18 protein-coding genes are annotated in these 20,700 nt (G+C 65.0%); 17 read left to right on the top strand and 1 reads right to left on the bottom strand.

All coding sequences use genetic code 11. From position 1 onward, the window contains the following. Positions 1-131: 131 nt before the first annotated feature. A complete protein-coding gene (gene pepN, locus QOC89_RS08205; protein ID WP_323044571.1) occupies positions 132-2,828 on the bottom strand; it encodes an aminopeptidase N in 2,697 nt (898 codons plus the stop codon). Between the two features lie 212 nt (positions 2,829-3,040). Between pepN and QOC89_RS08200 the strand changes: the two genes are divergently transcribed. From QOC89_RS08200 to QOC89_RS08120, 17 genes are all read left to right on the top strand, one after another. Continuing rightward, positions 3,041-3,733, top strand: a complete 693-nt coding sequence (locus tag QOC89_RS08200; RefSeq protein ID WP_323044570.1) for a DUF4136 domain-containing protein — start codon at positions 3,041-3,043, stop codon at positions 3,731-3,733. A 692-nt stretch (positions 3,734-4,425) separates the two neighbouring features. Then, positions 4,426-5,163, top strand: a complete 738-nt coding sequence (locus QOC89_RS08195) for a beta-ketoacyl synthase chain length factor (RefSeq protein WP_323044569.1) — start codon at positions 4,426-4,428, stop codon at positions 5,161-5,163. Continuing rightward, positions 5,147-5,941, top strand: a complete 795-nt coding sequence (locus QOC89_RS08190) for a lysophospholipid acyltransferase family protein (RefSeq protein ID WP_323044568.1) — start codon at positions 5,147-5,149, stop codon at positions 5,939-5,941. The genes QOC89_RS08195 and QOC89_RS08190 overlap by 17 nt, the downstream gene beginning before the upstream one ends. After that, on the top strand, positions 5,916-6,215 hold the full coding sequence (locus tag QOC89_RS08185) for a phosphopantetheine-binding protein (RefSeq protein WP_323044567.1): 300 nt from the start codon (positions 5,916-5,918) through the stop codon (positions 6,213-6,215). The genes QOC89_RS08190 and QOC89_RS08185 overlap by 26 nt, the downstream gene beginning before the upstream one ends. Before the next feature lie 2 nt (positions 6,216-6,217). After that, positions 6,218-6,469, top strand: coding sequence for an acyl carrier protein (locus tag QOC89_RS08180; RefSeq protein WP_020069032.1), 252 nt, complete (start codon positions 6,218-6,220; stop codon positions 6,467-6,469). Beyond that, entirely contained in the window at positions 6,469-7,131 is a 663-nt protein-coding gene (locus QOC89_RS08175) for a hypothetical protein (RefSeq protein WP_323044566.1), read from the top strand. The genes QOC89_RS08180 and QOC89_RS08175 overlap by 1 nt, the downstream gene beginning before the upstream one ends. Beyond that, positions 7,128-8,840: an AMP-binding protein gene (locus tag QOC89_RS08170; protein ID WP_323044565.1), complete on the top strand. Its 1,713-nt coding sequence runs from the start codon at positions 7,128-7,130 to the stop codon at positions 8,838-8,840. The genes QOC89_RS08175 and QOC89_RS08170 overlap by 4 nt, the downstream gene beginning before the upstream one ends. After that, positions 8,840-10,636, top strand: a complete 1,797-nt coding sequence (locus QOC89_RS08165; RefSeq protein ID WP_323044564.1) for a glycosyltransferase family 2 protein — start codon at positions 8,840-8,842, stop codon at positions 10,634-10,636. The genes QOC89_RS08170 and QOC89_RS08165 overlap by 1 nt, the downstream gene beginning before the upstream one ends. Further along, on the top strand, positions 10,623-12,242 hold the full coding sequence (locus tag QOC89_RS08160) for an aromatic amino acid ammonia-lyase (protein WP_323044563.1): 1,620 nt from the start codon (positions 10,623-10,625) through the stop codon (positions 12,240-12,242). The genes QOC89_RS08165 and QOC89_RS08160 overlap by 14 nt, the downstream gene beginning before the upstream one ends. Then, positions 12,239-12,670 (top strand): thioesterase family protein, encoded by a 432-nt coding sequence (locus tag QOC89_RS08155; protein WP_323044562.1) that lies wholly within the window; start codon positions 12,239-12,241, stop codon positions 12,668-12,670. Before QOC89_RS08160 ends, QOC89_RS08155 begins: the two co-directional genes overlap by 4 nt. Further along, positions 12,658-13,350, top strand: coding sequence for an outer membrane lipoprotein carrier protein LolA (locus tag QOC89_RS08150; protein WP_323044561.1), 693 nt, complete (start codon positions 12,658-12,660; stop codon positions 13,348-13,350). The genes QOC89_RS08155 and QOC89_RS08150 overlap by 13 nt, the downstream gene beginning before the upstream one ends. Further along, on the top strand, positions 13,350-15,833 hold the full coding sequence (locus tag QOC89_RS08145) for an MMPL family transporter (protein WP_323044560.1): 2,484 nt from the start codon (positions 13,350-13,352) through the stop codon (positions 15,831-15,833). The genes QOC89_RS08150 and QOC89_RS08145 overlap by 1 nt, the downstream gene beginning before the upstream one ends. Next, positions 15,830-17,014, top strand: coding sequence for a beta-ketoacyl-[acyl-carrier-protein] synthase family protein (locus tag QOC89_RS08140; protein ID WP_323044559.1), 1,185 nt, complete (start codon positions 15,830-15,832; stop codon positions 17,012-17,014). Before QOC89_RS08145 ends, QOC89_RS08140 begins: the two co-directional genes overlap by 4 nt. A gap of 8 nt (positions 17,015-17,022) precedes the next feature. Continuing rightward, positions 17,023-17,508: a hotdog family protein gene (locus tag QOC89_RS08135; protein ID WP_323044558.1), complete on the top strand. Its 486-nt coding sequence runs from the start codon at positions 17,023-17,025 to the stop codon at positions 17,506-17,508. Continuing rightward, positions 17,505-18,230, top strand: a complete 726-nt coding sequence (locus tag QOC89_RS08130; protein ID WP_323044557.1) for a 3-ketoacyl-ACP reductase FabG2 — start codon at positions 17,505-17,507, stop codon at positions 18,228-18,230. Before QOC89_RS08135 ends, QOC89_RS08130 begins: the two co-directional genes overlap by 4 nt. Further along, positions 18,230-19,456, top strand: coding sequence for a beta-ketoacyl-ACP synthase (locus QOC89_RS08125; protein ID WP_323044556.1), 1,227 nt, complete (start codon positions 18,230-18,232; stop codon positions 19,454-19,456). The genes QOC89_RS08130 and QOC89_RS08125 overlap by 1 nt, the downstream gene beginning before the upstream one ends. Further along, positions 19,453-20,697, top strand: a complete 1,245-nt coding sequence (locus QOC89_RS08120; RefSeq protein WP_323044555.1) for a beta-ketoacyl synthase N-terminal-like domain-containing protein — start codon at positions 19,453-19,455, stop codon at positions 20,695-20,697. The genes QOC89_RS08125 and QOC89_RS08120 overlap by 4 nt, the downstream gene beginning before the upstream one ends. Positions 20,698-20,700: the final 3 nt, after the last annotated feature.

Below are 20,700 nucleotides of genomic sequence, written 5' to 3'. Positions count from 1 at the left end.
AGATGGCTAACGTCGAGGTCCGTGCGCTGCATCGCGGCGGCATCGCGGCGACATCGCGGCGACATTCAGGACGAAAAAAAGCCGGCAACGCGTGCCGGCTTTTCGATGCGGGAGGCGCTGTCAGATGAGCGTCACGCCAATGCCTTCTCCACGATCTCGCGCACGTCGCGCGATTTCACCTGCGAGGCCACTTTCTCCAGCGCCGCGCGCATGCCGTCACGCAGCGTCGGCGTGAACCGGCGCCACAGTTCCAGCGAGCGGGCGAGGCGGGCGGCCACTTGCGGATTGATCGCGTCGAGCGCGATCACCTGGTCGGCCCAGAACGCGTAACCCGAGCCGTCTTCAGCATGGAACTGCGAGGGATTCGCCGCACAGAAGCTGAAAATCAGCGAGCGCGCGCGGTTCGGGTTCTTGAGGTTGAACGCCGGGTGCGCCATCAGCTTGCGCACGATCTCGATCACTGGACGTTGCGCGCTGCCGCGTTGGGTAGCTTGCAACGCAAACCACTTGTCGATGACGAGGGGTTCCTTTTCAAAGCGCCGGTAGAAGTCCTCCAACGCCTGCTGCGCCTGAACGCTGCCGCCATTCGCCGCCGCTGCGTTGAGCAAGGCTGAGAGCGCCGCCGAGCGGTCGGTCATGTTGTTGGCCGCGTCGTACTGCGCGGAGGCAAGCCGGACGGCCTCAGCCGGATCGTCCAGTTCCGCGAGATACGACAACGCAAGATTCTTCAGCGCACGGTGACTGGAGGCCTCAGGCGTTGCTTCGTACGCACCCGGGGTGCGGTGCTTTTCGTACACGGCGAGCCAGTCCTTCCTGAGCGCATTCGCGAGGCGCTTGCGCACGAACTGCCGTGCGGCATGCACGGCCGCCGGATTCGATTCGGCCATCTGTTCGGCCAGATATGCTTCCGACGGCAACATCAACGCCAGCTCGCGGAACGAAGGCGAGAGCGTTTCATCGGTCAGCACGCGGGCGAACGCGGCGACCACCGAGTCGTCGAGTTGCAGCGGCACGCCGGTGGCGGCGCGCCCGGCGAGCGTCAGCAGCTCGCGGGTGGCGAGCCGTTGGCCGGCTTCCCAACGGTTGAACGGATCGCTGTCGTGTGCGAGCAGGAACGCCAGTTGATCGGCCGAATAGTCGTATTCGACGATCACCGGCGCCGAGAAATTCCGCAGCAGCGAGGGCAGCGGCTCCTCTGCCACGTTGACGAACGTGAAGGTCTGTTCGGTCTGCGTGAATTCGAGCACGCGCGTGGTCGCGTTGCCGGCCTGCGCTTCGCCTTCCAGTTGCAGCGGCAGATCCGCGCCGTTCTTGCCGATCAAGCCGATCGCGAACGGAATCAGCAGCGGCCCCTTTTGCGTTTCGCGCGCGGCGGCTGCGCCTTCGCCATAACCTTGCGTGAGTGTCACGCTGTAGCGTTGCTGCGCGGCGTCGTACTGCGTGCGCACCGAGACGCGCGGCGTGCCGGCCTGGCTATACCAGCGCTCGAACTGCGCGAGATCGCGGCCGTTCGCGTCGGCCAGCGCGTGACGAAAATCGTCGCAGGTCACGGCCTGCCCGTCATGACGCTCGAAGTACAGGTCCATGCCCTTGCGAAAACCGTCGCGGCCGAACAGCGTCTGATACATCCGCACGACTTCGGAGCCCTTCTCGTAGACCGTCATCGTGTAGAAGTTGTTGATCTCGACGTAGCTTTCCGGGCGCACCGGGTGCGCCATCGGACCCGCGTCTTCGGCGAACTGCATCTGGCGCAGCACGCGCACGTCTTCGATGCGCTTGGTGGCGCGCGCGGCTTCGTCGGTCGCGCCGCCGGCCATGTCGGCTGAAAACTCCTGATCGCGGAACACCGTCAGGCCTTCTTTCAGGCTCAGCTGGAACCAGTCGCGGCAGGTCACGCGGTTGCCGGTCCAGTTGTGGAAGTATTCGTGGCCGACCACCGCCTCGATGTTCGCGAAGTCGGTGTCGGTTGCCGTTTCGGGGTTCGCCAGCACGTACTTCGTGTTGAAGATGTTGAGCCCCTTGTTCTCCATCGCGCCCATGTTGAAGTCGCTCACCGCGACGATCATGAAGCGGTCCAGATCCAGTTCCAGCCCGAAGCGCGCCTCGTCCCAGCGGATCGAGTTGATCAGCGAATCCATTGCATGACGCGTCTTGTCCAGATCGTGCGGCTCGACCCACACCTGCAGCAGCTTTTCCTTGCCCGAGCCGCTCTTCACGCGCTCTTCGAGCGCCACGAGCTTGCCCGCGACCAGCGCGAACAGATAGCTCGGCTTCCTGAACGGATCTTCCCAGCGCGCGAAATGGCGGCCGTCCGGCAGATCGCCTTGTTCGAGCAGATTGCCGTTCGACAGCAACACCGGATAATCAGCCTTGTTCGCGCGCAGCGTGACCGTGAAGGTCGCCATCACGTCCGGGCGGTCGAGGAAATAGGTGATGCGGCGAAAACCCTCGGCCTCGCACTGCGTGAAGAAGTTGCCGCCCGACACATACAGACCCGACAGCGTGGTGTTTTCCGCCGGATTGCAGACACTGGTGAGCGTGAGTTCGAAGTTGTCCGGCACGTTGTCGAGCGTGAGGCCGTGCTCGTGCGCATGCGCGTTGGCGAACGGGGCGCCGTCGATCGCGGCGCCGACGAACTCGAGTTGTTCGCCCATCAGTTCGAGATTGGCGGCGTGGGACGCGTCCGGGTTGCGGCGCACACGCATCGTATTCCTGACGAGGGTGCGTTCGGGGACCAGATCGAACTCCAGCGCGACGGTGTCGATCAGGAAGGCGGGCGGCGCGTAATCGGCGCGGCGGATCACATTGGGCGTTGCGGTATCGGCCATGGCGTTCTGTAGTGATGGGACTCGAGCCGTCAGGCGTGCTCATGGCGCGCGAGCCGGGCTTGTCGAGCCATTGTACAAAGGCTCGGCGGATCGTGCGGGCCGAACTTTTTACCGAATCGCCAGGTCAGCGTATTATCGGGCGCCCGCGCAGCAACGGCTGCCGCAAACGAACCCGGTCGAGACTGGCAATAACAGGCACGACGAGGTAGACCATGAAAATCGATCGATGGACCCGCCGCGCCACGCTGCTGCTGGCCACGCTGACGGTGTTGCTGTCCGGCTGTACGACCTACGTGACCACCCAGGTCACGGCGTTTTCCGACTGGAGCGGCACTGACGCTTCCCGTACTTACGCGTTCACGCGTGCGGCGGATCAGCAGAACAATCTCGAACTCAGCACGTACGAGCGCTTTGTCGGCAGCGAACTCGCCACGCACGCGTTCCGTCAGGTCGACGCTTCACAGGCGCGCTATCTCGTGGGGCTGTCGTACGGGATTCGCTCGGACATGGTGACGGTCGCGCAGCCGGTGTATTACAACCCCTGGCCGGCGCCGTATTGGGGCCGGCCGTTCGATCCGTGGGGCCCATGGGGCCCGTTTCCAACCGCATACGTGAATCAGAGCTACCCGATTTTCACGCATCTGCTCGGCGTGCGGATCACCGAGCGTGCCAGCGGCAAGGAGGTCTATAACGTGACGGCGCGCAACTCGGGCGGCGAGTCGTCGCTGGTGAGGGCCATGCCGTATCTGGCGCGCAGCGCGTTGGCCGATTTTCCGCTCGGCAACGGGGTGGTCCATACCGTGAAGATTCCCGTCGACAAGAACGGCGCGATCTCAAACGAAGTCGCTACGACGGGCGGCGCGGCCGCGCCGGCGTCAGCGTCGGGCGTGGAGGCCGTGCAGTAAGCGGTAAATCGTTGGGTTGAGTTTGTTGTGTCGAACGGCATGCGCTGCGGCGCAACGAAAAGCGGCCCGGCAGGTCATTCCTGCCGGGCCGTTTTGCTTCGCGAGCAAGACGCCGGCTGACACACCGAAGAAATCGTGAACGTGCGCGGCGAGGGCCTCGGTCGCAATTTCCGTCTTGTCATCCTGTGCGCCAGGAAGAACGTCACCGCGGTCGCGCCGAAGCCTTGAAATGTTCCGAAACGAAACGCCCCATTTAGAAAGTTAAACGAAAGTATTGCGGCTATTCGGGGATACGGCGCGCCGCCGAGTTGGCCCGCAAACGCGGTGCCGGGGGCTTTCAACTCTCATCGCGGATGCACCAGGTGCCGCCAGGCCTGCGTACCGGCGTTGTCCAGTCATCCGTCGCACCTGCGATACGGATACAGATAGATACGTCTTTTGTGGCTGATTTAATCCAGAATATTCAGTATGATTCCCGCGACCATAGGGAGCCCGAGACAATCCTGCAGCCCAATTGGCAAAGGCACCTCAATAACCGGGGCCAAGTGCCGTTAAATTGCTGAACCCTATATAAGAAGATTGGCTTGACCCCCCGCTGGAGACTGCCGCTCCGCGCGGCGCGCACGCTGTGACGGTCGAGTATTCCGTCAGGCGCCCTCAGTCTCTCCTCGCTTCTACGCGCGAACACCGATATGCCCGATCTGCACTGGATCATTCCGGTCGCTCGCTGGTCTAGCTGGCCTGCCGCCGCAACTGCCGCACCCGATATTGGCTTTATCGAGCCGATCGTGCGCCGTCGCCTGAGCACTTTGTCCCGCGTTGCCCTGAAGGTCGCGCATGATTGCGTGACGCAAGACGACATCCGGGTCGTGTTCGCGTCGCGCCACGGCGAATTGCGGCGCACCACTGACATCCTGCGCGCCATCAGCGCGGGCGAGCCGGTCTCGCCCACGGCCTTCAGCCTGTCCGTGCTGAACGCAATGACGGGCGTCTTCGGCATTGCGCGCGGCGACCGTTCCGCTGCCAGCGCGATCTCGGCCGGCGCCGAGACACTCGGCTACGCGCTGCTGGAGGCGTACGCACAGTACACTGCCCAACCCGGCTCGCCGGTGTTGCTCGTGTACGCCGACGAACCGGCGGACCCGGCCTACGGCGCGATCGAAGACGAAGTGCAGGGCGGCGCGATCGCCATCCTGCTGGGCGGCGAAGCAGCGATGGGGCAACTGGTGTGCACGTTGGCAGGCCACCCAGACAATACAAGCGGCGCCGGCAAAACAAGCCACACAACCGACGCAGCCGCGGCGCTCCCCGCCGAAAGCTTCGCGACCCAGAGCCAGGCGCTGCTGCATTGTCTGGAAACGGGCAAGCCCGCCGTCTGGCAAGGCGCCGGCGCCACCTGGCATTGGAGGTGGCATGAACGCGCGGCTTGATTATCTTTGGCGATTCTTCGCGACCGGCATGGCCTTCGTGGTGTTCGGCATCTGCGGCCTGCTGTTTTCAGTCCTGGTGTTCCCGCTCGCCTGGTTGTGGCCGCATCGTGCGTCGCGTCAGCTGGCGGTAACGACCGTGATCCACTGGTTTTTCCGCGCGCTCGTCGCGGTGTTGCAGCGCATCGGCGTGATGGAGCTCGAGGTGTCGGGCGCAGAGGCATTGCGCGCCGGCGGCCCGGCGATCGTGGTCGCCAATCACCCCACCTACCTTGACGTGATGGTGCTGTTGTCGCTCACACCGCGTGCCTGTTGTGTCGTGAAAAACGCGCACTGGGGTAATCCCTGTTTTTGGGGAATCGTGCGTTCGGCGGAATATGTGAGCAATGCCGATCCCTCGGAGCTTGTCGAGGCCGGCGCGCGGCAACTCGCAGCGGGCTACACGATGATTATTTTTCCCGAAGGCACGCGCAGTCCGGCGCCGAACCGGCTGCACGCGTTTTCACGCGGTTTCGCGCACATGGCGTTGAAAGTCGGCGCGCCGATCGTGCCGGTGCTGATGGATTGCAACCCGCCGGCCTTCACCAAGCAGATGCGCTGGTACGACGTACCGGCGCGCGCTTTTCGCATCCGTGTGAACGTGCTCGCGCCGGTTGGCGTCGAGCGGCTTCCGGACCACGACACTTCACCGTCTCTCGCGGCGCGCAGCGTGACCAGCGCCATCGAAGCACACATTACTCAGCACCTGTTCGACTATGGATTCTTTAAAACTGGAAATTAAGCAGCTCCTAATCGAAGCCCTCGATCTGGAAGACCTGAGCCCGGCCGATATCGACGACGACGCCCCGTTGTTCGATACCGACGGCATCGGTCTCGATTCGATCGACGCGCTCGAGATCGGCATCGTGCTGCGCAAACACTATCGACTGACGATTGCAGCGAACGACGAACGCACCCGCGATCACTTCCGCTCGATCAGCACGCTGGCCGCGCTCGTAGCGAGTCAACGCGAAGCAGTGCATGCTGTGAACGAAACCACAAAAAAAGGGGATTAATCGTGTCCGAGGCAGAGATTCTTGAACGCATCCGCGCCATCTTCAAAGAGAACTTCGCGATCGAACCCGAGCGTGTGACGCCCGACGCGCATCTCTTCGAAGACCTCGATCTCGACAGCATCGACGCCGTCGACCTCGCGATCAAACTGCAGGAAATGACCGGCCGCCGCATCAAGCCGGAAGAATTCAAGTCGGTGCGCACGGTCGGCGACGTGATCGGTGCGGTTGAGTCCCTGCTGGCGGCACAAGGCTGATGCCATCCGTGCGCTCGCGAATGCAAGCGGCGGCGAGCCAGCCCGGCGAGGCATCGCCTGGCACTGAGCGCCACCGGGGCAAAACGGTGGTGCAGGTTCTGTTGAAACTCGCGTACCCCGCGCTGATTCTGTGTGCCTGGCGCTGGGACACGCCGCGCTATGTCGGTTGCATGCTGTTTGCCATTTTGTGGCTGCAACGCTGGGCCGGCAGCGGTCCGGTCGCGACTTCGCTGCGGCGGCTTTCCGCGATCGACTGGACCGTGGTCGGTTTGCTGAGCTGCGCGTCGGCGGCCATCGTGTTCACCAACAGCGAGCTGCTGTTGCGCCTCTATCCGTCACTCGTCAATCTGGGTCTGTTGATCGCATTCGGCGCGACGCTGCTGCGTGGACCGTCGATGATCGAAAAATTCGCCCGGCTGGGCAACCCGAATCTATCGCCGGGCGCCGTGCGCCATACGCGGCGCGTGACCCAGGTGTGGTGCGTCTTCTTTGCGCTGAACGGCGCCTTCTCGGCTTACACGGCGCTGTACTGGAGCCGCGCGAGCTGGTCGCTCTATAACGGCGCGATTGCCTATGGACTGATCGGCGTGTTGCTGGTGGCCGAGGTCATCTGGCGTTATCTGGTGGTGCTGCCACGAGCCGCGCGTTCGGAGGCGGCATGATCGCGTTGCATGAGCTGTTGTCGGCGAGCCATGAGGCTTGCGCCGTCAACGCGCCGGTATGCCGCGACGGCGCGACGGTGCTCGATCGCGCTGCGTTTCGCGCGCGCGTCTCGACGTTGGTCGCGTTGATCCGGACGCAAGACGCGCAACGCTACGCGTTATGTATCGACGATCCGTTCGATTTCGCCTGCGCGCTGTTTGCGTTGTTCGCTTGCGGCAAGGAGCCGGTGATTCCGGCCAATGCGACGCCGGGCTATCTCGCCGATCTTGCCGACGCGTACGACGCCGTGCTGACCGACGCCGACCTCGCGCATGACGGGCGAGACGCAGGCGCGGATGCTGACGATAACCTCGCGCGAAACACCTCCCGCACGATCGATCCGCACGCCCCGTTGACGCTCTATACGTCGGGCAGCAGCGGCACACCCAAGCCGATCCGCAAGACCCTTGCGCAATTCAATGCCGAAGTGCACACGCTCGAACAGCAATGGGGCGCGCTGGTCGGCAACGCGACGATGCTCGCGAGCGTGCCGCATCATCACATCTACGGGTTGCTGTTTCGCGTGTTGTGGCCGCTTGCCGCGGGCCGTGCGTTCAACCGCGCGATCAGCATCGAGCCTGTGCATCTGCAAGCGCAGATCGACCAGTGCGGCGCCACGGTGGTCGTCTCTACCCCCGCGCAATTGTCGCGTTGGCCCGCGTTGCCGGGCTTTGCGGCGTTGACGCCGGCGCCGCGCGCGTTCTTTTCTTCAGGCGGCCCACTCGCCGTTGAAGCCGCGCAGGAATACGCAACGGCCTACGCCGCCGCGCCGATCGAAATTTACGGCAGTACGGAAACCGGCGGCATCGCGTGGCGGCGTCAGGATCAGAGCGACGCCTGGCAGCCTGTGAACGGCATCGAGGTGCGCTGCGACGAAAACGGCGCGCTGAACGTTCGCTCGCCGCATCTCGATCACGACGGCTGGCATCGTACTGACGACAAGATCGCGTTCGATATCGACGGCCGCTTCCGCCTGCGAGGCCGCCTCGATCGCGTGCTCAAGCTGGACGGCAAGCGCGTGTCGCTGCCGGAGCTCGAAGCGCGGCTGGCCTTGCACCCGTATGTCGCCCAGGCGGCGCTCGTGCCGCTGGCAGGCGCTTCGCGCGAGCGCGTCGGCGCCGTGGTGGCGCTGACCGAAGCGGGCAGCGAGGCATTGCGCGGCGAAGGCCGTGTGTCGCTCGCGAAAACGCTGCGCCGGCATCTCGCCGCATATTTCGACCTGGTAGTGCTGCCGCGTCATTGGCGTTTTCGCCTCATGTTGCCGTTCGACGCACGCGGCAAACTGCCGGCGGCTGCACTTGCCGCTGCCTTCGAGGCACGCGCGGACGGTGTCGAAGTGCTCGCCGAAACCCGCAGCGCCGACACGCTGCACTACGAACTGCGCGTGCCGCCCACGCTCGTGCATTTCGCCGGCCACTTCCCCGGTCTGCCGATTCTGCCGGGCGTGGTCCAGGTGCACTGGGCGATGCGTCTGGCCACCGAACACGTGCCCGCCGTGCGCACGCTGGCGTCGATCGACCGGCTCAAGTTCATGGCGCCGGTGCCGCCGGGCGCGGTGCTGAATCTCACGCTCGCCCACGACGCCGAGCGTCGGCGCGTGCAGTTCGCGTACCGCTTGAGCGGCCGTGAATGCGCGTCGGGCGTGATCGTGTATCGGGAGCCGGCGTGATGAGCTTCGCCCCGTGCATCGTCATTCCGATTTACAACCACAAGGACGCGATTGGCGCGACCGTCGCCCGTCTGGCGGTGCACGGCTTGCCGATCTTTGTCGTCGACGACGGCAGCGATGAGGCGACCCAGCAGGTACTCGCCGCGTTGGCGCGGCAGTACGCCGGGCAGCTCACGCTGCTGCGCTTGCCGGTCAACGGCGGCAAGGGCGCCGCTGTAATGGCGGGACTGCGCGCCGCGCGCGCGGCGCATTACACGCATGCGCTGCAGATCGACGCGGACGGCCAGCACGATGCGGCCGACGTGCCGCGTTTTATCGAAGCGGCACGCGCCGAGCCGGCCGCGGTCATCCTCGGCTGTCCGGTCTACGACGAGAGCGTGCCGAAAGCGCGCCTCTATGGCCGCTATCTGACGCACGTGTGGGTGTGGATCGAAACGCTCTCGCTGACGATTCGCGATTCGATGTGCGGCTTCCGCCTCTATCCGCTTGCGCTGGCCTGCGAGCTGATCGACAGCGTGCAGTTGCCGACCCGCATGGATTTCGACATTGAAATTCTCGTGCGCCTGCACTGGCGGCGCGCGGCATTCCGCTCGATTCCGACGCGCGTCACGTACGCAGCCGATGGCGTCTCGCATTTCGACGTGTTGTGGGACAACGTGCGCATCAGCCGCAGTCATACGCGGCTGGTGTTCGGGATGCTGTGGCGTCTGCCGATGCTGCTCGCGCACAAGGTGATGCCGCGCCGCTCGACGGTCGCGAGCATTCAGGCCGAACAGGGCGAACCCGCCGAACCCACCGAATGGATTCGTCCGGGCGAACCAGGTACGCCAGCCGAACCAGGCGAACAGCCCGCACAAGACTGGTGGCGAATCGCAGAACGCGGCAGCCATCTGGGCATGTCCTTGCTCGCGCTCAGTTGCAAGCTGTTCGGCCGCCGTTTCACCGCGCTCTGGCTGCATCCGATCGTCGCGTATTTTCTGCTGACAGGCCGCGCCGCGCGCGAGGCATCGAGCAACTACTTCACGCGTCTTGGCGAAGCCGCGCCGCACGGCGATACGCCACGTCCGGGCTGGCTATCCGCCTATCGCCACATGCTCGCGTTCGCGCAATCGGGCTTCGACAAGCTCGCCGCCTGGTCCGGCCGCGTCAACAACGCCGAGGTCGAATTCGAAGATCCTTCGGCATTCAAAGCGTTGGTGGCGAGCGGCAAAGGCGCCCTCGTGATCGGCGCGCATCTCGGCAATCTGGAGATGACCCGCGCGCTCGCCGCGCAGGGCGCCCACGCCAAGGTCACCGCCGTGGTCTACACCGAACACGCGCGGCGCTTCAATAGCGTGCTGGCGTCGGCCAATAGCCAGTTCACGCGGCATCTGCTCGAAGTCAGCGACTTCGGGCCCGAGACCGCGATGATGATGCAGGAGCGGGTGGATGCGGGCGAGCTGCTGGTGATCGTCGGCGACCGCGTGCCGGCACACGAAGCAGGCCGCACGACCGAAGCGCAATTTCTCGGCTCGACTGCATCGTTCGCGCAAGGCCCTTACGTGCTAGCGCATGCGTTGGGCTGCCCCGTCTATCTGTTCTTCTGCCTGAAAGAGCACGACGGTTATCGTTTGTATTTCGAGCCGTTCGCCGAACGCATCGAGTTGCCGCGCCGCGATCGCGCGCAGCATCTCGCCGCCTGGGCGCAGCGTTACGCGGCTCGGCTCGAACATTATTGTCGCAAGGCACCTTATCAATGGTTCAATTTCTTCGATTTCTGGGCCAGCCCCAAGCGAGGCGCGCATGGCCGAACATGATCTGATCGATGCACCGAATCTCGGCGCGAGCGGGAATGCAACCACAAATCCGGCTGCGGTGACGATCGGCGGCCGCAGGCTGACGATCGAAGAGGTCGTCGCGATCGCGCAGCACCGCGCGCCGGTCGCATTGAGCGCCGATCCGGCGTGGCGTGCGCGCATCCAGCGCGGCGCGGATTTCCTGCGCCGGCATCTGGCGGCGGGCGCCACCGTGTACGGCGTCAACACCGGCTATGGCGATGCATGCGTGGTCGACGTGCCGATGGAACTGGTCGAAGCCCTGCCGCTGCAATTGACGCGTTACCACGGCTGCGGCATGGGCCAGTATCTCGACGACGGGCAAACGCTCGCGGTGATCGCCGCGCGGCTCAATTCGCTGGCCTACGGCTTTTCCGGCGTGCGGCCCGTGTTGCTCGAACGCCTCGCCGATCTGATCAATCATCGCGTGTTGCCGCGCATTCCGTCGGAAGGCTCGGTCGGTGCGAGCGGCGATCTGACGCCGCTCTCGTATGTGGCCGCCGCGCTTGCCGGCGAACGCGATGTGATGTTCGAGGGCGCGCTGCGCAACGTGCGTGACGTGTGGACCGAACTTGGGTCTACGCCTCTGACGCTCGCGCCGAAAGAAGGCCTCGCGCTGATGAACGGCACCGCGGTGATGACGGGCCTCGCCTGTCTCGCGTTTGCGCGTGCCGATCATCTGACGCGTCTCACCGCGCGTCTCACGGCGCTCTGCACCGTTGCACTCGACGGCCGCGCCGCGCACTTCGACGCGATGCTGTTCGAAGTGAAGCCGCACGCAGGCCAAGCCGAAGCCGCCGCGTGGATTCGCGACGATCTGAGCGGGCGCGACGATACCCCCGGGCATCGTCTGCAGGACCGCTATTCGATTCGCTGTGCGCCACATGTGATCGGCGTTGCGCGCGACGCGTTGTCGTGGGTGCGCCGCGATGTCGAGAACGAATTGAACAGCGCGAACGACAACCCGCTGATCGATCCCGACAACGAGCGCGTGCTGCACGGCGGCAACTTCTACGGCGGCCATATCGCGTTCGCGATGGATTCGCTGAAGGTCGCGGTCGCCAATCTCGCCGATCTGATGGACCGGCAGCTCGCGCTGCTGGTCGACGTGAATTTCAACAACGGCTTGCCGCGCAATCTGTCCGGCTCGGCTCCCGCGCGTGCCGCGATCAATCATGGTTTCAAGGCCGTGCAGATTTCATCGTCCGCATGGACGGCCGAAGCGTTGAAGAACACGATGCCCGCGAGCGTCTTTTCGCGTTCGACCGAGGCGCACAATCAGGACAAGGTCAGCATGGGCACGATCGCCGCGCGCGACTGTTTGCGTGTGCTGGAATTGACCGAGCAGGTCGCCGCCGCGCATACGTTGGCGACGGTGCAGGCCGCCCGTCTGCGCTTGAAGATCGACAGCGCCACGCCGGTTCCCGCGCCGCTGCAGGACTTCATCGACAGCGTGACGGCGCAATCGCCGTTCGTCGACGAAGACCGCGCTTTGGAAAGCGATCTGCGCGCACTGACGGCACGCATCGCCGCGTGCGAGTTGTTGAGCGACTATCCGGGCGACCATCGCGGAGGCTCGAACGCATGACCGGCTCCCCTAAAGTGCTGACAGCCAGCGCAACGGTCGAAGTGCCGTTTCACGACGTCGACGCGATGAACGTGTGCTGGCACGGCCATTATCTGAAGTACTTCGAGATCGGCCGGGCGGCGCTGTTACGCGCCTTCGATTACGACTACCGCGAGATGCAGGCCTCGGGTTACCTGTGGCCGATCGTCGAGGCCCATCTGAAGTATGTGCGCCCGGCCATCTACGGCCAGGCGCTCGAGGTGCGTACGGAACTGCTCGAACATGAAAACCGCCTGAAAATAGGCTATGAAATTGTCGATTGCGCAACGGGTGCGCGGCTGACGAAGGGCTACACGATCCAGGTCGCGGTCAATGCAGCGACGCAGGAATTGCAGTTCGTGTCGCCGCCTGTCGTGTTCGAAAAGCTGGAGCGCGTATGGGAACGATGAACCTGCGCGGTGTGGCGGCGGGCGCGTTGCTCGCATTAGGCACGCTAACCCCATTGGGTGTATCCGGTCTGGCAGCGTGGCCGACGGCGGCGTCCGCGGCAGAACCCGCGCAAGCCGCCGGCAACCCGGCGCTGGTCTCGCAGATTGCCTCGCATCTTGCTCAAGCCAAGGGTGTCCGCGCCCAATTCACGCAAACGCAAACGCTCGCCGCGATGAAGCAGCCGCTCGTCAGCACGGGCTCGCTGCTGTTCTTCCGCGATCGTGGCGTGATCTGGCAGATCGACACGCCCTACAAAGCCACCTACGTGATCACCGACGCGGGCGTCGCTGAAGTCAACGCCAACGGCCAGCGCGTGACGACGCATAGCGCCCAGGGCGCGCGCGGCGTCGCGCAAGTTTCGAAGATGATGCGCGCGATGCTTGGCGGCGATCTGTCGGCGCTCTACTCGCAATTCGACGTGCAAGCCGAAGGCAGCGCCGCGCAGTGGCGCATGCAACTCACGCCGAACCAGCCGCAGATCGCGCAATCGATCAAGGGTTTGCAGATGAATGGCGGTGACTATTTGCAGAGCTTGCGCATCACGCTCGCGAACGGCGACATCACGAAGCTCGACTTCGCGAAGAGCACGGCGCTCGCCGAACCGACGCCGGCTGAGCGCAGTTTGCTCGGAGCGCAGTAATGCAGGTGCTGCAACAGCGGTCCGCGAAACAGGCATGGGGCGTGCGCGCCGCGTGGTTGCTGCTTGCGCTCGCCGCCGCGCTGTATTGCGGTTGGCGATTCGCGGGACCGTCGCCGCTGCAGACCAATCTGCTGGCCTTGCTTCCTGCTACGGAAGCGGATCCGGTTGCCGAAAAAGCGGTCGATACGCTGGCGAGCGCGCTGGGTGATCGCACGGTTTTTCTCGTCACCAGCAACGACGACGCGCACGCGAAGGCGGCGGCGAAACAACTCGGCGCCTCATTGCAGAAGAGCGGGGCGTTCGGTTCGGTGACGGCGGAATTGCCGCCGTTCGATCTGTCGCAGATCGCCGCGTTGTACATGCCGTACCGCTTCGGCTTGCTGGCGCCCGCTGACCGTGTGGCGCTGGCGCAGAGCAATGTCACCAGCCCCGCAGGAAGCCCCCTTGCGGGATTGCGTGATGCGCTCGCGCAGCGCATCTACAGCCCATTGCGCGGCGGCCTGACCACGCCGCTCGCCGACGATCCGTTCGGCTGGCTCGAACACTGGCTCGGCGGCTTGCCGCTCGCCACGTCGAATCTCGAACTCGAAGACAACATGCTGGTGTCGCATCAAGGCGCCGCGACCAGCGTGCTGATCGTCGCCACGCTGCCGGGCTCGGCCTACGAATCGAAAACGCAGCACGCGGTACTCGCCGCGCTCGCACGAAGCGAAAGCGCGTTGAAGCAGGCCTTCCCCGATGTGTCGGTGGCGAGAACCGGCGCGGTGTTCTACGCGGAATCGGCACGCAGCGCGTCGGAACACGAGGTTCACCTGATTGGCGTCGCGTCGCTGTGCGGGATCGCGTTGTTGATGATGTGGGTGTTCCGCTCGCCGCGTCTGTTGTTGCTCGGATTCGTTTCGACGGCGCTCGGCATTGTCTGCGCGCTCGCGGTGACGATGCTGATATTCGGTCAACTACATCTGTTGACGCTGGTGTTCGGCGCGAGTCTGATCGGCGAGGCGGTCGATTATTCGATTCAGTATTTCGTCGTCTATCTCGGCGCCGGGCGTGACTGGGATTCACGCCGTGGCGCGCGCGCGGTACGTCCGGCCTTGACGGTTGCGCTTGCCACCAGCCTGCTCGGTTACGCGATCCTCACGTGGGTGCCGTTCCCCGCGCTCAAGCAGATTGCCTGCTTTGCGATGGTGGGCATTGGGACGGCGTTTGCCTCCGTGCTGTCATTGTTGCCCGCGCTGCTCACACGCGCGCCGAAGCGCAGCCCGCAGCGCCTGTTCGCCGGCGCGGCGCGAGTGCTGAGGGTATGGCAACGCACGATCGGCGGCAAGCGCGCATGGTTCGTCGCGGCGCTACTGCTGATCGTGGCCATTCCCGGCTGGCTGCGTCTGACGAGCGACGACGACATCCATCTGCTGATCCAGCGTGATCCTTCGCTGGTCGCGCAGGAAGACAAGGTGCGCGCGGCGGTCGGCGTCGATAACAGCGCGCAGTTTTTTGTGGTGCGCGGGGAGACGCCGGAGACCGTGTTGCAACGCGCCGAAGCGCTGGGCAACAAACTCGACGCGTTGAACGGCACGCCTAACAGGATTGGCAGCTATCAGTCGGTGGCGCAATTCGTGCCGTCCGCGAAACAGCAAAACGCAGATCGTGCGCTGCTCGCGCAGCACGTATTCGACGATCCCGCCGCATTGCGAGCCACGCTGCTGCAGGCGGGCTTCAAAGACGAAGTCGCCGATGCCTGGCTCGCCGCATATGCGAAACCGCAGCCGCTGCTCACGGTCGACACGTGGCTCGCCGCGCCGTGGTCGCGGCCGTACAAGCACTTATGGCTGGGCGAAGTCGATTCGGCCACCAAGGCTTATGCGGCCGTCGTGATTCCACAAGGCGTGACGCCGCAGAACGCAGGCGCGCTGATCAGCATCGCGCAGGCGGTGCCCGGTGTCGTATTCGTCGACAAGGCGGCGAGCGTGTCTAAGCTGTTCGGTGCGTATCGCGTGGATAGCGGCTGGTGGCTCGCGGGCGCGCTCGCACTCGTGCTGGTGCTGCTGACGCTGCGTTACGCGCCGAAGAGGGTCGCCTTGGCGAACGCCTCGAAGGAAATCACCTTGTGGGACCGCGTGCGCGGCGGCATCGCGGTGACGCTGCCGGTTCTGCTCGCCGTCGGCGTCACGCTCGCTGTGTTCGGCTACGTGCATGTGCCGCTCAATCTTTTCAACTGGCTCGCGCTGATGCTGGTGCTCGGTGTCGGTGCAAACTACGCGGTGTTTCTGCGCGAAGGCTGTTTGCGCCCCGACGCCGATCTCGGCGCGGTGTGGACGGGCGTGCTGCTCTCGGCGGCCACTACGCTGTTGTCGTTCGGCATGCTCGGCATGAGCGCGATGCCCGCGCTGAAGAGTTTCGGCGCCACGCTCGCGCTCGGCATCGCGGTATCGGTGTTGCTCGCGCCGATCGGCATGCCAACGGAATCAAGGAGGGCCGCATGAAGGCGCCATCAGTTTATTTGCACGCGCTCGGCATGATCAACGCGCTCGGCGGCGACCTCGATGCGATCGTCCCGGCGCTTGCCGCAGGTCGGGCACCGGGCATGACGAACGCGCACACGGGCATCGGCGAGGCGTTTGTGGGCAGCGTGCCCACGCCCCTCGATCTGGCGCCGCGCGCCGGGTTCGCACGCTACGACTGCCGCAATAACCGCTTGCTGCTAGCCGCGCTGACGCAGATCGAGCCCGCCATCGCTGCGGCGCGTGAGCGTTACGGCGCGCATCGGATCGGCGTGGTGCTCGGCACCAGCACCTCGGGGGTCGAAGCGGCCGAAGCCGCGTTCGTCCATCAGGCGCAAGCGGGCACGCTGCCCGCCAACTTCAATTACCGGCAGATGGAGATCGGCACCGCCGCGCCATTCGCCGCCGCCACGCTCGGCGTGCATGGTCCGGCGTTCACGATCTCGACGGCCTGTACTTCGAGCGCGAAGGCCTTTGCGTCCGCGCGCCGGTTGTTGCAATTGCGGCTGTGCGATGCAGTGGTGGTGGGCGGCGTCGATTCGCTGTGCGAGTTGACGGTGCAAGGCTTCGCATCGCTCGAATCGACCAGCAGCGAGCGCACCAATCCCATGAGCCGCAATCGCCGCGGCATCAACGTCGGCGAAGGCGCCGCCGTGTTCCTGATGAGCCGCGAAGAAGCGGCGGTGAGACTCGCGGGTGTCGGCGAATCGAGCGACGCACATCATATTTCCTCGCCGGACCCGGAAGGAGTGGGCGGCGAACTCGCATTGCAGGCGGCGCTGGCCGATGCGGGCATCGCATCCGCCGAGGTCGGCTATGTGAATCTGCATGCCACCGCCACGCGCAAGAACGACGAGATGGAAGCGAAGCTGATGGCGCGGGTGTTCCCCAACGGCGTGGCGACGAGCGGCACCAAGCCGCTGACCGGACACCAGTTGGGCGCGGCGGGCGCCACCGAACTGGCCTTCGCATGGTTGACGCTTGCGCGCGACAACGTACCGTTGCCGCGCCATCTGTGGGACGGCGATGCCGATCCCGCTTTGCCGGTGCTGGATCTGGTCGAGAGCGAGCGTTTTCTGCCGCGCGGCGCCGGCGCGCAGTACGTGATGAGCAATTCCTTTGCGTTCGGCGGCAGCAATGTCAGCCTGATCCTTGCACGGTGACGCGCGCGATGACTCATACGCTATCCATCGAGGAACTCGTCCAGCAGCCCATCGAGGCGATTATTCCGCATCGTGGCACCATGCTGCTGCTCGACGCGGTGAGCACGTTCGACGACACCACCCTGAGCGCGCGAGCAACCGTCCACGCCGACGCGTGGTACGCCGACGCCGATGGCGCGATGCCCGCCTGGATCGGTATCGAATTGATGGCGCAGGCGATCGCCGCGCACGTCGCGTTGCTGGCGATGCGCGGCGGTGGCCAGACGCGTCCCGGTGTATTGCTCGGCTCGCGCCGCTATCACGCGTTGCAACTGTCGTTTCCACGTGGCGCGCAGTTACTGATTCACACAACCGAACTGCTGCGCAGCGAAGAAGGCCACGGCGCCTACGAATGCACGATTCACGATGGCGACGTGTGTTGCGCCGAGGCGGTCATCAAGGTTTTTCAGCCGCGTGATTTTCAGTCATTCATCGAAGGGAGTTTCAGTTCATGAGCCGGCGTGTTCTCGTTACCGGCGCAAGCCGCGGCATTGGCCGCGCGATTGCGTACCAGTTGGCCGCTGACGGCTTCACGGTGTCCGTGCATTGCCGCACCGGCCGCACCGAGGCCGAAGCCGTCGCCACAGGTATCGCCGCGCAAGGCGGCACGGCACGCGTGCTGCAGTTCGACGTGCGCGAGCGCGCCGTGTGCCGCGAAGTGCTCGAAGCGGATGTCGCGGCGCACGGCCCGTACTACGGCATCGTGTGCAGCGCGGGCGTGACGCGCGACGCCGCATTCCCCGCGCTCACCGAGGAAGACTGGGACATCGTGATCGAAACCGGTCTCGATTCGTTCTACAACGTCGTCCATCCATTGACCATGCCGATGGTGCGCGCGAAGAAGGGCGGGCGCATCGTGACGATCGCGTCGGTCTCGGGCGTGATGGGCAATCGCGGCCAGGTCAACTACAGCGCGGCGAAGGCCGGGCTGATCGGCGCTTCCAAGGCGCTCGCCGTCGAACTGGCGACGCGCAACATCACCGTCAATTGCGTGGCGCCGGGTTTGATCGAAACCGGCATGCTCGACGAGATGCCGCTCGAGCACGCATTAAAGACGGTGCCGATGAACCGCGTCGGCCAGCCTGCCGAAGTGGCGTCCGTGGTCAGCTTCCTGATGTCGGATGCGGCCTCGTACGTTACGCGTCAGGTGATCGGCGTCAATGGTGGGATGGTGTGATGAAACGCGTCGTCATTACCGGCATGGGAGGCGTCACCGCGTTCGGTGACGACTGGGACGCAATCGAAGCGCGCCTGAAGAGCGGCGTGAACGCGGTGCGCCGGATGTCCGAATGGGATTACTTCGAGTCGCTGCATACGCGGCTCGCATGTCCGTTGCCGGGATTCACGATGCCCGCGCATTACCCGCGCAAGAAAACCCGCTCGATGGGACCCGTGTCGATGTATTCGGTGCGCGCGAGCGAACTGGCGCTCGCCGATGCGGGCCTCGCCGACGACCTCAGCATCAAGGACGGCCGCATGGGCGTCGCCTACGGTTCGTCGTCGGGCTCGGTGCAGCCGATTCGCGCGTTCGGCACGATGCTCGAAACCGGCTCGATGAGCGACGTCACGTCGAACAGTTACGTGCAGATGATGCCGCACACCACGGCGGTCAACGTCAGCCTGTTCTGGGATCTGAAAGGGCGGATCATCCCGACCTCGTGCGCGTGCGCATCGGGCAGCCAGGCGATCGGCTACGCGTATGAGGCGATCCAGACCGGTAAGCAGACGCTGATGCTGGCGGGCGGCGCGGAAGAAATGTCGGGCCCCGCGGTCGCCGTGTTCGACACGCTGTACGCGACCAGCACGCGCAACGGCGAGCCGCATCTGACGCCCCGTCCGTTCGACGCCGCGCGCGACGGCCTCGTGGTCGGCGAAGGCGCGGCCACGCTGGTGCTTGAAGAATACGAACACGCGGTGGCGCGCGGCGCGCGGATTCATGCGGAGATCGTCGGCTTCGGCTGCAATTCGGACGGCGCGCACATGACCCAGCCGACCGCCGAAACCATGGCGCTGGCCATGCAGCTCGCTCTGGCCGACGCGCAACTGCCGCCGTCAGCAATCGCTTATGTGAACGCGCACGGCACCTCCACGGATCGTGGCGACATCGCCGAAAGCCATGCAACCGCGCAGACCTTCGGCGCGCGCATGCCGATCAGTTCGCTCAAGAGCTACGTCGGCCATACGCTGGGTGCGTGCGGTGCGCTGGAAGCGTGGTGGACCATCGAGATGATGAAGCGCAACTGGTACGCGCCGACCCTGAATCTGGAGAACGTGGATCCGGCCTGCGCGCCGCTCGATTACATCATGGGCGCGGGCCGTGAGATCGACGCCGACTATGTGATGAGCAACAACTTCGCATTCGGCGGCATCAATACGTCGCTGATTTTCAGGCGCGTTCGATGAGCATGGCCCTGCAACGTGTGGTCGTCACCGGCATGGGAATCGTGTCGTGCCTCGGCAATACGCTCGACGAAGTGGCGGCCGCGTTGCGCGCGGGCCGCTCGCGCATCGAGCGGATCGACGCGTGGCGTGAGCGTGGCTTCGGATCGCAGGTGGCGGGCGTCGCGTCGGTTGCGGAGGAGCCGCCGTTCGATCGCAAGCTCGAACGCTTCATGGGCGACACCGCGCGCTTTGCGTGCCACGCCGCGAAAAAAGCGATCGACGACGCCGGGCTCAGCCCCGCGATGTTGCGTTCACCACAGGCCGGGACGGTGATCGGCTCGGGCGTGGGCACGATGTCCACTTACGACGTGGCGATGTCGATTGCGAATGCCCGTGGCGTGGATAAAGTGCCGCCGTACACGGTACCGCATGCAATGAGCAGCACGGCGTCGGCCAACGTCGCGCAGGTGTTCGGACTCGAAGGCGTGAGCTATTCGCCGTCGTCGGCGTGCACGACGTCGGCGCTCGCCATCGGCCAGGCGATGCAGCTGATTCAGACCGGCCGCCAGCAGATCGTGCTGGCGGGCGGCAGCGAGTCGCTGCACGACAACATGACGCTGATGTTCGACTCGATGGGGGCGCTGTCGCGCGGCTTCAACGACACGCCGCAGCACGCGTCGCGTCCCTACGATACGGCGCGCGACGGCTTCGTGATCGCCTCGGGCGGCGGCGTGCTGGTGCTCGAAGCGCTCGCTCACGCGGTGGCGCGTGGGGCCCGCATTTACGCCGAGCTGGTCGGCTTCGGCGACTGCACGGACAGCGCGGGCATGGTGACGCCGCGCGCGGCGGGCATCGCGCGGGCGATGCGCGGCGCGCTGGGCGAAGCGGGCAGGCGGCCGGACTATATCAACACCCACGCACCGTCGACCCCGCTTGGCGATGTCGAGGAGTTGCGTGCTTTAGTCGATGTATTTGGCGGCGAAATCCCCGCGTTCTCGTCGACCAAAGGCATGACCGGGCATCCGCTCGGCGCCTGCGGCGCGCACGAGGCGATCTACACGTTGCTGATGATGCGCGACGGTTTTATCGCGGGCACCGCGCAGATTGGGACGGCGGAGCCGGCTGTCGGCGGCATGCCGCTCGTGCGCGAGACGCGGGATGCGCGCATCGACACGGCGATGTCGATTTCATACGGGTTCGGCGGCAGTTGCGCGAGCCTGATGTTTGGATCTAGAACCCACCAGAGCAACAAAAACCACTAAGGA

This window comes from Paraburkholderia sp., assembly GCF_034668105.1.
GTDB lineage: Bacteria > Pseudomonadota > Gammaproteobacteria > Burkholderiales > Burkholderiaceae > Paraburkholderia.
This window is presented reverse-complemented; position numbering and strand designations above follow the sequence as displayed.